Below are 15,219 nucleotides of genomic sequence, written 5' to 3'. Positions count from 1 at the left end.
CTGCAGCGACACCACCGCAAAGCCTTCAGGGGCAAGACGCGCTCGTTGAAATCGCCCGTTCATGACAGATCCTCCCAGTAAAGCGGGGGAAGGATACCATCACCAGCAGCAAAAGTGATTCAGAGCCAATTCTCAGCGGAAATTTACGCCCTACCCGGGTCACTTCTCAGTGGAAATCAACATGTCACCGATAGACTGTAAGCGGATTGATATGGATTAAGTTCCAAAATTCATTCGATATTTCAGCGACTAATCGTGGTGCCCCTATATTGTTGGTCGAGGGGCATTGCCGTATTTCCCGCCAAATCGCAGTCTCCAAGGCTACACCGTGCGGTATAGCCTTCCTTGCCATGCCTCCAAAAGGCAGGCATGGTTCGGTGTCACCGCGTAATCGACGCCACTTCGGTTTACGGCGCGCTTGATCCAGAACGCGACAGGAATTCCATGAACTATAGCGGAACGCGCATTGCGCGGTCGTCGCCCCCTGCCTGCAATGACGCCTGGAATGGCAAAGACGCATCCCCAGAAAGGAAAGGAGTACAGGAAAACGGGGCAGGATCGGACAAAAGCCTCCCGATAATTACGGTCGATATTGCCGATATTCCGGGCGGTGGCCAGCTTCACCTCCTCCAGTGTGGGACAGAGTTCTCGATCCAGTTTGGCGATGATGAGTTGATGGGCAGTCGAGATCATGAATCCGAGAAGGCTCTCGCAAGGCTGACCCAAGAGCGTCTTGTTCAGCGCGATGGCAATATTTTGATTGGCGGCCTCGGCATGGGCTTCACCCTTGGGGCTGCGCTCGACGCCTGGTCACAAAGCGCGACCATCACGGTTGCCGAGCTCGTGCCCAAAATCATAAGCTGGGCGAACGGACCTTTAATGCACTTGTTCGGTACCAATCTGACAGATCCGCGAGTCAGAATTCAATTGGCCGACGTGTTTGATGTCATTACCCATGAGAAGGATCGCTTCGATGCCATTCTGCTCGACGTCGATAATGGTCCAGACGGTTTCATCAGGAAAAGCAACGACAGACTTTATTCGACCGACGGCTTGGAAATGGCCTATGCAGCACTGAAACCGGGCGGCCTACTGTCGATATGGTCAGCCTACAGCGATGACGCATTTGCCGAAAGGCTCGAGCAGGCCGGATTCTGTCTGGATGAGATCTTGTTGCCAGCCTTTAGCGGCAGCGCCGAACGCTGGCACAATATTTGGTTCGCAGCCAAGGCCGGGGCCTGACAGTCCGTACCAGCTTTGCAAGCATGAGACTGAGCCTGCCAGGCTTCCATTCGCTACAGCGCGCGACCGGGCTTGGCAGGCATCGTCGTTCTCAGGTCAGGAAACCGGAGACTCCCATTTGATTTGTCGTGATGGCACTTGGCCCGATTAGTTCAGAATTGCCACTGCTGTAGAGGCGATGAAGCTTCTTCGCGTTGCAACACGGAAATGATCTTCGCATAGGCACGAGCCAAATCCTCGTGCCTTGCTCTGATCGCAGGATTCTCCGCAAGCTCAGCATGCTTCAACTCGGTCAATCTCCGGCGGTTAAGATAGTCGAACCGACCCATGTCGATATTCATCGTGCTGACGGCGGATGGTGGCGGGCCACATGCGATCGGGAGCGTGTGACAGATCCTTCGATCAGCTTACCCTTCATCAAAGCGCGAAGTGCATCGGCATCCCGTGGGTCAAGCAGAACGATCCGCACGCCACCGGAGTCAAGCGCCTCGAGAACCGAAATCCTGAAGCCGTTTTTTTGACAGACCAGCCGCACGGCGTCGGCTGATTCCATGATGTTTATGGCCCTGCTCATATCCGACAATCCCGCTGGTCGTTTAAAGCGAAAGGGGCTGAACCATCGGGACGCTCCGATCGATAGGGGTGCACATGTTCTCGAATGCGCTGCGCATAGCGATTGGCCAAACGCTGATGCGCATGGGAGGCAGCGCGGCAATGCGCGCTTTGGGCACGCAGCAACTCTTCCTGCTCGCGCTTGAGCAAATAATTTAGATCTTCCACGGATGGGCTCCCTCAGCTGGCAAGCGGGAGCACGTTGGTCTCTCTGTCACGGCGAATGCTTGCAGCAAATTTCGCGCAATGATTGTGTTTATCAAACAACATTCTCAAAGTCCATGATTCAATTTAGAAATCACACGAAAAACCTTAAGAATTATTGGATCGACATAGCAACGATATTTCATAAAATATAATGCATTATATTTGAGATCAAATATGTATGGCACCATTAATTATTTTAGTATAATCATATTATAACATGTTCACGTTGATATATATTTAATATCATAACAAGTTTTATAGATTTTTATAATTCATCGATCTTCAGATCGTCCCAGCCATCCAATATGCCGCTCCTCCACTCTGTTCGAGAATTCGGCATAATTGGTTGGCAACCAAGAAATGCGCTCGCTCACCTGGCGCTGACAGCAAACGCAGCGCCCGGTCATGACCATGGATGGCCTGGCGGGCTGCCTTCCCTTGCCGATCCACGCCTGCTTTGCCGCCGGCCCAATGGAACTGCCTTCATACCCATCGCCTTGACATTGGAGATGACGGTGCTGGACTGCATCCCAAGCTTGTTGGCTTATGGTCAGGGTTCCCCATATTCATCAGCGCGACCTTGCGCTGTTCGTGACCCAGCCCTTGGCCATCGGGCAACGATGCGCGGATGCTTAAGCGCAAAAACATCAATGATAAATCTGACAATATCTATCAGAGTTCTTCGAGAATTCGCTTTACCGCCTCAAGCCCCGAAGAGCTTTTTACCGCGATATCTAGTGGTCGGCCGCCGAGGCCGGGCTCTTCGCCGTTCAGAAATGCGATGGCGCCCTGAGAGCCCAATCGGGCTATGGCAAGTTCAAGAATATGCCCTTGGCGCTCGATCTGATCCGAAGATAGATATGGACCGTCGAACCGTCTTCCAGCCCGCTTAATCAAGATGCTCATCCTTTTTTCGCATCTTGTCCAGCGCTTGTCTTTTGCGGTCGATCTGGACCAGCAAAGCGCGATCAGACATGATCTGCCATGCAGCTTTTGACCGCAGGCAGCGCTCTTTCACATTCGCCAGATTGGTTTCCTGCGCCTCTTTGTCACATTGTGCGACGCGGGCCAGGTAGAAGTCGATCGTGGCGGGCATGTCGATCTCCTGCGAGTTGGATGTCGTTGCGACGGACGTCAATCGATCATTTCAGCGACAGCCCTGCGCAATTCGCGCACGGGCAGAGTGCCCAAAGGGACGTTTTGGTAAAATGAACGCGGCGCTTTGCCAGTCGCGGGCGATAATTTGGCATGAGCCATATTCGAACGGATACTGAGATTCATGATATTCCTGAAACACGCATCTTGGCGTGTGATGTAATGAAAAAGTCTCGCTAAACGGCGCCTTGTGTCGGCGCATAAGGCGCACAAGAACAGCCGGAGCATAACCCGCCACAGCTTGGGCGGGGCCAAGTGGTCACATTTCGAGCGCTTGCGCGGTACGGTCTTGCCATCCAATGATCAGGCAAACCGGCGCGACGGGATGCCGCGCCGCTAATGCATTATAGGGGGCGCTTTGCCTCGACGACTATCTTAAGCAGTCTCAAGGTTCACAGCAGACTGTTTACCCCTCCGATCTGCTTCGACTTCGTAACTCAGGCGCTGATCCTTATGCAGCGTTATCATTCCCGCGCGCTCGACAGCAGAAATATGGACGAAGCTGTCCGGTCCGCCATCTACGGGCGCTAGGAAGCCATAGCCCTTGTCAGCATTGAAGAATTTTACGGTGCCGATAGGCATGAGTGTTTCCTTTCACGAAAACAGAGAATCCACCCGCGAAATTGCAGGCGAAGCTGATAGCGCAAGAAAGGAAGCGGCACCCAAATGGGGGAAAGCTCCGTCGCAGGCGACGTTAAGCATCAACAAAAATACGGTATAATTGAAAAATGTCAATCCTAAAATCAATTTCGCTACAGAAGTGAAATGAAATTTTTACTAAAAATGAAATTGCAACCTATAATATTATCGATTTTTATATATAAATATGAATTATATGCGTTATTTTATAGACAAGTGCGAAAGTGTGGCCGACGCGTTTCTAATAGTTCGCATATCCGTTCAATTTTGTGACCATTTTTGCACTCATGCTCAGCGCGGCCGGTTTTGGATGTTCAAAAAGCGGCAGTTGAAGTGCCCGTATGGTTGGCGCCGTGGAAGGCTCGTTTGCGATCTCCGCATGTCCGGAATCAACGATCCGGCCCTCAGGACCGGACGTTCGGGAAAGTCCCATCCCCTGCCGAAAAGCAGCCGGGCGAGCCGCCCCAAGCCACCCGCTAGCGCGTGCGTTTCGATCTCTGCAGGACGATCACGAAAGCTCTTTTCGCCGACGCCACTCGCCGCCGAGCCAGACAAAAAAAAGGCCGATCAGAAGACCGGCCGATGAGTTTTAGGAGAGGATGCCTGAAAGGCAGGGCCTCTATGGTTGGGTGGCGCTGTCGTGCCAATTGAGAAAGGCTGGAATGCGATTGCGATTTGCGCAACTGAGCTCCGGCTGGATGACGATTGCGGGCTGTCAGAGGCCCAACTGCTCAAGACATGCCCCAGCCTGCTGATGATAGGTGCCGCCAAAGAGCCGGACATGGATGAGCAGCGGCCATAGCCGATAGGCGGGCTGGCGCTCTTCCCAGCCCTGGGTGAGGCCGCAGGCATCGTAGAATATCTGTGGTGGCTGGTCGAACAGCCCCAGCATGGCAAGATCGACCTCACGGTCGCCATGATAGCATGCAGGGTCGATCAGCCCACTGATCCGGTCCTGGCCGACAAGGATATTGCCACCCCATAGATCGCCATGGAGGAGGGCTGAGAGCGGGCGATCGGGTATGTGCTCGCCAAGGCGATCGGCGAGCCGCTCGACGCGATGGGCCAGCTGGGCACTGAGATGCGGAATATGACAGCGCAGCCGCTGCTCCGCCCAGAAGGTGACCCAGTTGTCGGATCGGCCATTGGGGATCGGTACATCGCCAAAGCCATAATCGCGATCCCAGCCATAGGCCGCCTGGCTCGGGACATGGAGATGATCGAGCAGTTCGGCAAGATGCGCCCAGTTCCGGGCGAGCCGGCCGCTCGAGGGCAGGTCTTCAAGCAGCAGAAGATCATCCTGGACTGCCAATATCTGCGGAACGGCCGTGCCGGTTGCTGCGATCGCTGCCAGCATGCGGGCTTCCTCGACAACCCTGTCGCCCCGCTTGGCGATGACACGATCGCCGCCAGACAGGGAAAGCCGGGCAACGAAGGAAAGATCGCCGCCTGCGACGCGCGTGACGCTTTCCACATGGCGACCAAGCAATGATGCTGCCTCGGTGAATATCGCTCTCATGTTTTGCCCCTGTCCCCCATCAAGCCTGCACCGATCGGATTTCTGCATGCTCATGGCAAGACTGGTGACAGACGCCAGGCAGGGGCAAGATCATGCGGCATCGATAAAAGAAGCCCCGCCGGAGACATCTCAACGGCGGGGCCATAGTTCAGGGAGGTGCCGCCCCAAGGGGGGAAGGAGCGACAGACTGGATATGGTGCGTATCGATGTCTTTACAATGACGATGCCCTTTGCCGCTTGTCGGCATCCTCGACCGTCCAGAACATGGGATTGCGCACCCAGTCGTTGATAGCGGATTCCCGCCAGCCCATGCAGCGGGTGGCAATCCTGATCTGTTTGGGGAAGGTGCCGGCCTGAACCTTGCGATAGAGGGTCGCGCGGCTGAGGCCGGTCCGGTCGAGGACGGTGTTGAGACGCAGGATACGATCGGTCTGGGGCATGGTCATGGCTGGTCCTTGCTGCTGTGGATAAGTCTGATCCCCTTTGCGATGAGCCTTGGTACGAGCTGGACCGGAGGCAAGGGACTGAGCCCTGTCTGGCGGGCTTTGTCCTGATCTGGCGTAAAGTGGCGTAGAACAGGAGATGGGAGCGGGCGTCTCCGCCGGTGGCGGACCGCGCTCTGCTCCGCTGCGCTCCACCGAGTCGGCGCTGCGCTTGTCTCGTCCCTTTCGGGCGATGATCGCTGACGCTTTGCAGCCTTTTGGGCTGCTGGCTGCGGCCAGCGCGGCTGCGCCGCGCTGACGCTGGATTGTCTGGGGCCACCAGAATGACAGGGGTGGGCGTCGGCTTTCTCTAGGCCCGTGCCGGCGGGCCGCAAGCCGGCTGCCCCGGCTCCTTCTCTTCGTTGCGGCCCTGCGGGTGCAGCCCGCCTTATGAGCACGGGCCTGCCGTGCGCCTCCTTGCCGCCCACCCCCGCCATTCCGGCGGCCGGTGCTGGAGAGGTAGGAGAAAGGACATGGGTAGCATCGAGCGCCAGAGCATCTATGGCGAAGTCACATCCCGGATCATCGCGGAACTGGAAGCGGGCCATCTTCCCTGGGTGAAGCCATGGGACTGCAGCGCCTGTCCCTGCACCATGCCGCAGAATGCCGTCACGGGGCGGCGCTATTCGGGCATCAATATCCTGATCCTGTGGGCCACCGTGATCGAACGCGGCTTTACCGGGCAGCGCTGGCTCACCTATCGGCAGGCCGAGGCGGCTGGGGGCCATGTTCGCAAGGGCGAGAAGGGGAGCGTCATCTGCTATGCGGATCGCTTTATCCCGAAGGCAGAAGAAGAGCGCGCGGGCCAAGAAGATCGCGAGGCACGGACGATTGCGTTCCTCAAGCGCTTTACCGTCTTCAATGTCGACCAGTGCGAGGGGCTGCCCGAAGACTTGTCCCATGTGCCCTATTTGCCCGGGCCGCTGGTGTCGATCGCGGAAGCTGACAGCCTGATCCGAAACAGCGGTGCGGACTTCCGCATCGGCGGCGGCGAGGCCTATTATTCTCCGTCCGGTGACTATGTCGCGGTGCCGCCTCAGGCGGCCTTTCATGAGCCCATCAATTGGTTTCGCACGGCACTTCACGAGATGGGTCATTGGACGGGCCATCGCAGCCGATTGGCACGCGATCAGTCGGGCGGGTTTGGCACAGCGCTCTACGCAAAAGAGGAACTGGTCGCCGAGATGGCCAGCGCCTTTACCTGCGCGTCGCTGGGGATCGTGCCTACCGTCCGGCACAGCGACTATATCGCTTCATGGCTTGCCGTCCTGCGCGAGGATGAGCGGGCGATCTTCAAGGCGGCGAGCGCGGCCAGCAAGGCGGCCGATTATCTGCTCGAGTTCCTCCCCGAACAGGGAGTCGGGCATGACTGAAGCAAGGGCCAGGGAAGCGCTGCGCCGGACGCTGGCTAAAGCGTCTGAGCGGGACATGCATGTCGATGTCGATCCGGCTATCCTTGATCGGCTGGAGGACGCGATCCGGCGCTTGTCCCGGTTGCAGCGCGAGATCATGCTCGCGGTCCGGCTCGACGATATGGACTATGCCCAGATCGCCGAACGCACCGGGCTCAGTCAGCGCCAGGTCGAGGCGATGATGGTCCGGGCGCTGATCAATTTTCAGCGCAATCTGGCTGATCCTGATCGACATGCGTGACGGCGATGGCTGGGCTGATCGGTGCGCGCGCGCCTGGCAATGCCGGGCGCGCTTTGCGCTTTCCTCTCATCGCGTTAGGAAGGTCGGGCATGAGGAACGACCTTGATCATCTGCCCCAGACCAAACAGCAGGAGCTGGCCCATGTGGTGCGCGTGCTGTTCGAGGCGTTCGAGGCCGCCCAGACGCGGCGAAACCAGAAATGGAACAAGCAGGCGCGCATCCTCAAGCTTGTGCTCTACGGCTCCTATGCGCGCGGCGGCTGGGTCGACGATCCGATCAGCGGCTACACATCGGATTATGACATTCTCATCGTCGTCAATGACGAGCATCTGGTCGATTTTGAATATTGGTCGGCGGCCGAGGACCGGTTGATGCGCGACATGACGATCACGGGCACGCTGAGCGCGCCGGTCAATTTCATCGTTCACTCGCTGTCCGATGTGAATCGCCAGCTGGAAAAGGGGCGGCCCTTCTTCATCGATATCGTGCGCGATGGCATCCCACTCTATGAGGCGGAGGGGTTTGGGCTCGCATTGCCGCGAGAACTTCCGCCGGAAGAAGCGCGGAATGAAGCCCAGAAGCACTTTGATAATTGGTTTCCGAAGATCAGCAGCGCTGTTCGTGGTGCTGCGCGATACCTTGAAGATGGCGAAGCTAATGACGCCGCTTTCACGCTACATCAGGCCGTGGAAAGAGCATATCATTGCACTTTGCTCACCCTGACCCTTTACAGCCCCAAGTCGCACAAGCTCAATTTCCTGCGCGGCCATGCCGAGGCGATCGCGCCAGCGCTGATCGAAGCCTGGCCGCGTGACGACAAGTTCAGTCGCCGCTGTTTCGAGCTGCTGCGTCAGGCCTATGTGAACGCCCGCTATTCCGAACAATATAGCGTGAGCGATGAAGAGCTGAACTGGCTGGGCGAACGGGTCGCCATTCTGCAGCAGCTGGTCAAACAGGTTTGCGAGCAACGATTGGCGCAAGGCTGAACCATCGCGTCAGTTGGTTGCGCGGAAATGGCAGTCTTCATAGGCGAGATCGTCGTTCAGAACGAATGCCACATAGTCCCCATCGATGATCAGCGCGGCGTCGCTTGAACGATATTGCTGGCCCAGGGATGATGCGCGCCGCGTCAGGCGCAACTCGCGCCCGTCCAGGAATATCCGGGCCAGCTTTTCCCGCGCCTCGATCTGAAAACTGCGTCCTCCAGCGCAGACGACCATCGTAGGTTCCTAGCGCGGCTGGCTCTGAGCGCAAGCCGCTGAGGAAAGGGTTGCGACCATGATGGTCAGCAGCCCGCTTGCGTGCGTTCCGATGATCGTTCGGCGGATGCTGGTGTCCGAACGCATCGCCCCGTCATCCTCCATTGGCTGCTGCTTGCCCTTAATCGCGCGGGGCGTCGTTCGTTCCCTCGCCCAGGACATTGACGATCATGGCGACCAGCGTTTCTTCTGCGCGCAAACGCACGCCACTATCCTTTGCCGCCAGATCATGGCGGACCCAGTCCGGCAGGCGGGTCACGGTCCTGGTCAGCAGGTCTATTGCAGCTTGGTTCATCTGCGGCGCTATGGCGGCTCAATCGGCTGGCGGCAATGCGTCCGCTTCGAATGCCCGCCGTCCGCGCCGTCGCCAGAGTGACAGATGCCGTTCGCGATCATCGTCACGCAGCTTTGCCGCGGCCTCGACGAGCAGCCCGAGGATCACTGCGCGGTCATCATCCGCGAGCGTGACCAGCTCAGCCTTCACGACCAGACCGCCCAGCTCGATCAGGTGCCGGGTGCGCTCTCGCCGTTTCATTTGCCAGTCCCGCCGATCATGCCGCGCCTGGCTCAGCGTTAGTCGATTGCGCGCGACCGCCACCCGGCGCAGCGCTGCCCGGCTTGCCGTAAGCGCCAGACCCAGCATCATGCCGCTGCCCTGAAAAGAAGGCCGCGCCCCGCTTGCGCCACGCCTCCCGTTCGGCATCGCGGCTGTTCGATACCGCCGCCAGCAGCGCCCCGGCCAGCTCCTCGGCGCTGAGCCCATCGGCCCCGGTTGCCATCACGAGCTCGCCAAGCTGGCTTTGCTTGCGGATCTTGAGTTGTCTGGCCTTGTCGGTGAGAGCACGGAGCTCTGCATCATAGTCCCGTGGCTTGCGCATGGAGAATGGCCTCCTGTCGAGTGTGAAGCCATTCGGGTTATCGACCGTCTCGATCACGCTCAATGCGCTGGAATTTCCTGAGATTACGCGATCCCGAGACAGATGAAATCTTTTGAGGGCGCGCTTATACGTCGTGCCGACGTGCTGCTTGAGGTGTAAATGGTACGCCGTCATGGCGATCTACCATTTCTCGGTCAAAGTCATCTCGCGCGCCGCCGGCTCCTCGACGCTGGCGGCCGCCGCCTATCGCTCCGCCTCGCGGCTGCACGATCAGCGGCTGGATCGTCACCATGACTTTTCCAACAAGGCCGGTGTCGTTCACAGCGAAGTGATGCTGCCCGATGGCGCGCCGGAGGAATGGCAGGATCGCGAGCAGCTGTGGAATGCTGCCGAGGCAGCCGAGATCCGCAAGGACGCGCAGCTGGCCCGCGAAGTGGAGTTCGCCATTCCCCGCGAGCTGAGCCAGGCCGAGGGCATCGCCCTGGCCCGCGACTTCGTCCAACGCGAGTTCGTGGATGTCGGCATGGTCGCCGATCTCAATGTTCATTGGGATATCGGCGCCGATGGCGAAGCCAAGCCCCATGCCCATGTGATGCTGGGCTTGCGCGAAGTGACGCAGGACGGTTTTGGCGCCAAGGTCCGCGACTGGAACAGCACGAAGCTTCTGACGCATTGGCGCGAGGCCTGGGCGGAGCATGTCAATGAGCGCCTGGCCGCTCTCGATATCGATGCACGCATCGATCATCGCAGCCTGGAAGAACAGGGCATCGAACTTGAGCCCCAGCACAAGATCGGCCCGGCCGCCTCGCGCATGGTGGAGCAGGGGCAGGCCAGCGAGCGGCTCGAAGAGCATCTCGACATTGCCCGGTCCAATGGCGAGAAGATCCTCGCCAATCCCAATATCGCCCTGGACGGCATAACCCACGGCCAGGCAACCTTCACCAACCGCGACCTCGCCATGTTCGTTCACCGCCACAGCGAGGGGAAGGATCAGTTCGATTCGATCATGGCGGCGGTCAAAGCCTCGCCCGATCTTGTCGCGCTGGGCAAGGATGGGCGAGGGGAGGCGCGGTTCACCTCACGGTCCATGCTCGAGACCGAGCAGCGGCTGGAGAAGGCAACCGCCACGCTCGACGCGCGGCGGCATCATGGCGTCGCCGATCGCCATGTAGAACGCGCGCTGGAACGGGCAAGCGCTCGGGGGCTGAACCTCTCGGCCGAACAGCGTGGCGCGCTGGAGCATGTGACCGGGGCGAAGGATCTGAGCAATGTCATCGGCTATGCCGGCACCGGCAAGAGCGCGATGCTGGGCGTAGCCCGCGATGCATGGGAACTGGCCGGCTATGATGTGCGCGGTGCTGCTCTCTCGGGCATCGCTGCGGAGAATCTGGAAAGCGGATCGGGCATCGCCTCCCGAACGATCGCTGGCATGGAGCATCAATGGGCGCAGGACCGTGAGTTGCTGACCGACAAGTCGATCCTGGTGATCGACGAGGCCGGGATGATCGGCACCCGGCAGATGGAACGGGTAGTCAGGGAAGCGGAGAAGCGTGGCGCCAAGGTCGTGCTGGTGGGCGATCCCGAGCAGTTGCAGGCGATCGAGGCTGGCGCATCGTTCCGGTCCATTGCCGAGCGTCATGGCAGCGTGGAGATCACGTCCATCCGCCGGCAGCAGGAGGACTGGCAGCGCGATGTCACAAGGGCGCTGGCGAGCGGGCGGACGGATGAAGCAATCACCGCCTATGAGGAGCGCGGCCATGTCCATGCGGCAGAAACTCGCGACGACGCGCGGCGCAGCCTGATCGACCGTTGGGACCGGGATCGCATCGCCGATCCTCAGGCCAGCCGCATCATTCTCACCCACACCAATGAGGAGGTGTATAACCTCAACCAGGCGGCCCGTGCGCAGCTCCGCGCCGCTGACATATTGGGAGACGAGGTTCGCCTGACCGTCGCGCGTGGTGCGCGCAGCTTTGCTCAGGGCGATCGGGTCATGTTCTTGCGCAATGAGCGCAGCCTGGGCGTGAAGAATGGCAGTTTGGGCACCGTAGCCCAGGTCAGTCAGTTGGGCATGCGGGTGATGCTGGATGACGGTCGATCCGTTGGGTTCGACGTAAAGGATTATGCCGACATCGATCATGGCTATGCGGCCACCATCCACAAGGCGCAGGGCATGACGGTGGATAAGGTCCATGTGCTGGCAACGCCCGGACTGGATAGACACGCCAGCTATGTCGCACTCTCGCGTCATCGCCGGTCGGTCGAGCTTCATTATGGCCGGGATGATTTTGCCGATCGGGGAAAGCTCGTGCGCACGCTTGGTCGCGAGCGGGGCAAGGATATGGCGTCGGATTATGATAAGGCGCGCGCGCCAGTGCTGCAGCCCAAGTCGAGCCCCTTTGCAGGGCTCAAGCTCAATGCTGCTCCGACCGTCGAAAAAGCGGTTGCGCCACTCCCGGCGGTCGCCACGTCGCCCGAGAAAGCAGCGGAGATTCCTGGTGCCATCCAGCGCCACGCCCGCGCCATACAAGCCATCTTCGCCATGCAGGATCAGGGCAGCGCCATGACGCCTGACCAGGCAGCAGAACTGGGCGCGGCGCGCAAAGGGCTCAACGACATTCGCGAGCATGCGGCTCGCGATGCGGAGGCCGCCTATATCCGTCGGCCTTTGCTGATCGGTCGAGCGGCGCAGGGCGACACCGAGACGGCGCGCCGCGCCATTCTGCATGAGCGGGATGTCCGCACCGATCCGAACCTGCGGGCCGATCGCTTTGTCGCGGACTGGAACCGGAAATCCCAGGCAGCCGAGCAGGCCTATGTTGATGGGGACGAGCCGCGGCGTCGAGTCATCCAGAACAGCATGCGTTCGATGGCGCTATCACTGGAGCGCGATCCGCAGCTTGAATCGATCCTTGCCAATCGCAAGAGCCAACTGGGCATATCCGTAGAGGGGCGACGGTCGCTGGGTGCTGATCTGGCGTTCAATCATGGGATCGATATGGGCCGAGGGCGGGCGCGGGGGATCGGCATCGGCATGTGACGGGCGTCGTTTATGCGCCCTTTGTCGTCGTCCAGCGCCTCACTTGCGTTTCTCGGAAGCCGTCGTTTGTTCAGAAATGCGCTGTCCATCTGTTGAATGGCATGACGACAGCGTCAACTGGTTCCGCACCTATGGTAATGAAAATTGGGAACTTGACCAGAGCGGCCTGACGCAGTGGCGGGTTCGCCTGCATCAACGATGCGCCGATCAATGCGGTGGAGCGGAAATTCCACTGGACGCAGGGGCACCGTCCTGACGATCATCCGTGGTTGAGCGAACTTGGGATTTAGGCGGGATCTAGCGGCGAGTCTTTGTGCTGGATCGCAGACGTCTTGCGAATTGGATGGCGCAATCCGTCAAAACTGCTCACTTGAATAAGACTTGCAAACGTTTGCCTACGCCTTTATTCCCATTTGTGAAGCTGGTTCGGATGGGCGTTTGAGCGCGACCGAACCTACTTCTATCTTAGGGAGGATGTCGTTGGGACTGCACGCTTGACGGCGTCCTCCTCTCATGAAGAGGGCGTTGATGTGACGATATCCTGGACGGCTGCGCATGTTGCTGCAATTCCCTCGTCGCCGATCGTCATTGCCCCAATCACCGACAAGGATTTTGCCCCGGTCGCCTTCAATCTGGGCATCTGGGATGCGTGGCCGATCCAGCGTCGGGATGGCGCACCCTTTGCCAATGCTGCGGGTGGCGAGCTTTGGATGGCGCTCGGCGCGCCGCGATTTGATGATCCGGACGCGCGCCATGGCCATGCACGCATTCATCTGCTTCGCCACGAGGATGGCGGTTGGTCCGACCTTGGGCCTGCCATGCCAGATGGCTTTTCGCCGGGCAGCCGGGAATGGTCTGGATCGGCCATCATCGACGATGCCACCGGCGATGTGATCCTCTATTTCACGGCCGCCGGGCAGCGCGGCGACAATGGACTGACCTTTGAGCAGCGCATGTTCAGCGCACGGGCCAGTCTTGGCGATGACGATCGCCTGGCGGACTGGCGCGACCTGTGCGAAGTGATCCCACCTATGCCGGATTGGTATATGCCCACCACGGGCGGCGGCGCCATCGGCACGATCAAGGCCTATCGCGATCCCGCCTATTTTCGCGACCCTGCAGATGGCCGCCATCATCTGTTTTTCGCCGGCTCGCTGGCGGGAACGGCATCGGCTTTCAACGGGGTAATCGGGGTTGCCACCGCCCCGGCCGATCGCCCGGACGACTGGACCGTCCAGCCGCCGCTGATCGTCGCCGACGACATTAATAATGAGCTGGAACGACCGCATGTGGTGTTCCATCAGGGGCGTTATTATCTGTTCTGGTCGACCCAGGCCCATGTGTTCAATCCAAAAGGGCCAATAGGGCCGACGGGCCTCTACGGCATGGTCGCAGATATGTTGAGCGGCCCCTGGCACCCGATCAACGGCAGTGGCCTGGTCTTCGCCAACCCGCATGAAGTGCCTGCGCAAAGCTATAGCTGGTTGGTGCTGCCTGATCTGCGGGTCACCAGCTTTGTCGATAATTGGGGAGGGGGAGGACGCAAGCGGCGGTTCGGTGGCGCCTTTGCACCGTTCGTTCAGTTGTGGCTCGATGGCGATGCTGCTGGAGTGGCGGCATGACGCCCCCATTGGTCGCGGGTGTCGAGCTGGGCGGGACCAAGGTTTTCGTCCTGCGCGCACGCGGAACCGAGATTGTCGAGCGACAATTGGTGCCGACGACGACACCGGATGCGACTCTGGGCGCGGCACAGGAAATCCTGACCCGCTGGCACGCGGAAGAGGCTTTTTCCGCGCTGGGCATTGCCTCCTTTGGTCCCTTGCGGCTCGACAGAAATGCCGGGGATTTCGGCCGGATTCTGCCAACGCCCAAGCCTGGCTGGAGCGATACGGACATTTTTGGTGCGCTGGCCGGCGCGCTGCCCTGTCCGGCAGCGATCGATACCGATGTGAATGCGGCGGCGTTGGCCGAAGCGCGCTGGGGCGCGGGGGCGCAGGGACAGGAACCATCCGATTGCCTCTGCTACCTCACCGTAGGAACGGGGCTGGGCGGCGGTTTCGCCCTGAATGGCAAAACGCTGCATGGCGCGATGCATCCGGAATTGGGGCATATCGCCATTCGCCGGGCGAAGGGGGATGATTTCCCTGGCGCCTGCCCCTTTCATGGCGACTGTATCGAAGGGCTGGTGTCCGGCCCGGCCCTGGCAAGGCGCTTCGGCCAGCCGGGTGACCAGATCGATGCGGAGGATCCCCGCTGGGATCATGTCGCCCATGACCTTGCCCAGCTCGTGTCCACGATCCTGCTCATGACGGCAGCGCGGCAGGTGTTGATTGGCGGCGGCGTGGGCATGGGCCGCGCCGATCTGCTCGATCGCGTTCGGGCCAAGGTTGTCGCGCAACTGGCTGGCTATCTGCCGTTTGTAACTCCGGACACTATCGCGGCCATCGTGCGCACCCCCGCGCTGGGAGATCAGGCAGGGCCGCTCGGCGCTGTCGCGCTGGCACTTGATGCCCTGGCGGAAAGGCAAGGATGA

The 15,219-nt window shown here is 59.8% G+C and carries 19 protein-coding genes and 1 pseudogene; 8 read left to right on the top strand and 12 right to left on the bottom strand.

The features are described from left to right. The first annotated feature begins 444 nt into the window (after nt 1-444). Nucleotides 445-1,242, top strand: a complete 798-nt coding sequence (locus BRX37_RS20880; protein ID WP_125989209.1) for a spermine/spermidine synthase domain-containing protein — start codon at nt 445-447, stop codon at nt 1,240-1,242. A 152-nt stretch (nt 1,243-1,394) separates the two neighbouring features. On the opposite strand, the gene BRX37_RS20875 is transcribed toward BRX37_RS20880, so the two are convergent. The 8 genes from BRX37_RS20875 to BRX37_RS20840 form a co-directional block, all read right to left on the bottom strand. After that, entirely contained in the window at nt 1,395-1,583 is a 189-nt protein-coding gene (locus BRX37_RS20875) for a hypothetical protein (RefSeq protein ID WP_017503746.1), read from the bottom strand. Next, on the bottom strand, nt 1,580-1,795 hold the full coding sequence (locus tag BRX37_RS20870) for a hypothetical protein (RefSeq protein ID WP_318276826.1): 216 nt from the start codon (nt 1,793-1,795) through the stop codon (nt 1,580-1,582). Before BRX37_RS20870 ends, BRX37_RS20875 begins: the two co-directional genes overlap by 4 nt. 17 nt (nt 1,796-1,812) lie before the next feature. Continuing rightward, the gene (locus BRX37_RS20865; RefSeq protein ID WP_081215332.1) at nt 1,813-2,022 is read right to left on the bottom strand and encodes a hypothetical protein; all 210 of its coding nucleotides are present in this window, start codon (nt 2,020-2,022) and stop codon (nt 1,813-1,815) included. A 711-nt stretch (nt 2,023-2,733) separates the two neighbouring features. Then, nucleotides 2,734-2,967: a hypothetical protein gene (locus BRX37_RS20860; RefSeq protein WP_072893435.1), complete on the bottom strand. Its 234-nt coding sequence runs from the start codon at nt 2,965-2,967 to the stop codon at nt 2,734-2,736. Continuing rightward, nucleotides 2,951-3,157: a hypothetical protein gene (locus BRX37_RS20855; protein ID WP_004209707.1), complete on the bottom strand. Its 207-nt coding sequence runs from the start codon at nt 3,155-3,157 to the stop codon at nt 2,951-2,953. The genes BRX37_RS20860 and BRX37_RS20855 overlap by 17 nt, the downstream gene beginning before the upstream one ends. Before the next feature lie 434 nt (nt 3,158-3,591). After that, on the bottom strand, nt 3,592-3,798 hold the full coding sequence (locus BRX37_RS20850) for a cold-shock protein (protein WP_063976537.1): 207 nt from the start codon (nt 3,796-3,798) through the stop codon (nt 3,592-3,594). A gap of 772 nt (nt 3,799-4,570) precedes the next feature. Beyond that, entirely contained in the window at nt 4,571-5,374 is an 804-nt protein-coding gene (locus BRX37_RS20845) for a fructosamine kinase family protein (RefSeq protein ID WP_063976536.1), read from the bottom strand. A 212-nt stretch (nt 5,375-5,586) separates the two neighbouring features. Then, complete coding sequence (locus BRX37_RS20840; RefSeq protein ID WP_063976535.1) at nt 5,587-5,820, bottom strand: helix-turn-helix transcriptional regulator; 234 nt, start codon at nt 5,818-5,820, stop codon at nt 5,587-5,589. 509 nt (nt 5,821-6,329) lie between these two features. Between BRX37_RS20840 and BRX37_RS20835 the strand changes: the two genes are divergently transcribed. From BRX37_RS20835 to BRX37_RS20825, 3 genes are all read left to right on the top strand, one after another. Further along, nucleotides 6,330-7,229, top strand: coding sequence for an ArdC family protein (locus BRX37_RS20835; RefSeq protein WP_125989207.1), 900 nt, complete (start codon nt 6,330-6,332; stop codon nt 7,227-7,229). Further along, nucleotides 7,222-7,509: a sigma factor-like helix-turn-helix DNA-binding protein gene (locus BRX37_RS20830; RefSeq protein WP_081261007.1), complete on the top strand. Its 288-nt coding sequence runs from the start codon at nt 7,222-7,224 to the stop codon at nt 7,507-7,509. The genes BRX37_RS20835 and BRX37_RS20830 overlap by 8 nt, the downstream gene beginning before the upstream one ends. Nucleotides 7,510-7,598: 89 nt before the next feature. Further along, nucleotides 7,599-8,495 carry a HEPN domain-containing protein gene (locus BRX37_RS20825; RefSeq protein ID WP_063976532.1) on the top strand — a complete coding sequence of 299 codons (897 nt, stop codon included), beginning with the start codon at nt 7,599-7,601 and terminating at the stop codon, nt 8,493-8,495. A gap of 9 nt (nt 8,496-8,504) precedes the next feature. Here the strand turns inward: BRX37_RS20825 and BRX37_RS20820 are convergent, their stop codons facing one another. The 4 genes from BRX37_RS20820 to BRX37_RS20810 all read right to left on the bottom strand — a co-directional run bounded on the left by BRX37_RS20820 (nt 8,505) and on the right by BRX37_RS20810 (nt 9,646). Beyond that, nucleotides 8,505-8,729: a hypothetical protein gene (locus tag BRX37_RS20820; protein WP_063976531.1), complete on the bottom strand. Its 225-nt coding sequence runs from the start codon at nt 8,727-8,729 to the stop codon at nt 8,505-8,507. A 160-nt stretch (nt 8,730-8,889) separates the two neighbouring features. After that, entirely contained in the window at nt 8,890-9,063 is a 174-nt protein-coding gene (locus BRX37_RS26840) for a hypothetical protein (RefSeq protein WP_164522500.1), read from the bottom strand. Between the two features lie 18 nt (nt 9,064-9,081). Then, nucleotides 9,082-9,303, bottom strand: coding sequence for a conjugal transfer protein TraD (locus tag BRX37_RS20815; protein WP_063976530.1), 222 nt, complete (start codon nt 9,301-9,303; stop codon nt 9,082-9,084). A 16-nt stretch (nt 9,304-9,319) separates the two neighbouring features. Next, on the bottom strand, nt 9,320-9,646 hold the full coding sequence (locus tag BRX37_RS20810; protein ID WP_063976544.1) for a conjugal transfer protein TraD: 327 nt from the start codon (nt 9,644-9,646) through the stop codon (nt 9,320-9,322). A gap of 172 nt (nt 9,647-9,818) precedes the next feature. On the opposite strand from BRX37_RS20810, the gene traA reads away from it, so the two are divergent. The 4 genes and pseudogenes from traA to BRX37_RS20790 all read left to right on the top strand — a co-directional run bounded on the left by traA (nt 9,819) and on the right by BRX37_RS20790 (nt 15,219). Then, nucleotides 9,819-12,686, top strand: coding sequence for a Ti-type conjugative transfer relaxase TraA (traA, locus tag BRX37_RS20805; RefSeq protein WP_063976529.1), 2,868 nt, complete (start codon nt 9,819-9,821; stop codon nt 12,684-12,686). A gap of 94 nt (nt 12,687-12,780) precedes the next feature. Then, nucleotides 12,781-12,976, top strand: a pseudogene (locus BRX37_RS27405) (DUF1348 family protein); the annotation flags it as partial. Between the two features lie 240 nt (nt 12,977-13,216). Then, the gene (locus BRX37_RS20795) at nt 13,217-14,308 is read left to right on the top strand and encodes a glycoside hydrolase family 68 protein (protein WP_063976528.1); all 1,092 of its coding nucleotides are present in this window, start codon (nt 13,217-13,219) and stop codon (nt 14,306-14,308) included. Next, a complete protein-coding gene (locus BRX37_RS20790) occupies nt 14,305-15,219 on the top strand; it encodes an ROK family protein (RefSeq protein WP_202907032.1) in 915 nt (304 codons plus the stop codon). Before BRX37_RS20795 ends, BRX37_RS20790 begins: the two co-directional genes overlap by 4 nt.

The sequence above is a fragment of the Sphingomonas sp. S-NIH.Pt3_0716 genome, from assembly GCF_003950715.1.
GTDB classification, from domain to species: Bacteria; Pseudomonadota; Alphaproteobacteria; order Sphingomonadales; family Sphingomonadaceae; genus Sphingobium; species Sphingobium yanoikuyae_A.
The sequence above is the reverse complement of the archived record's forward strand: the minus strand, read 5'-3'. Positions and strand labels throughout refer to the sequence as shown.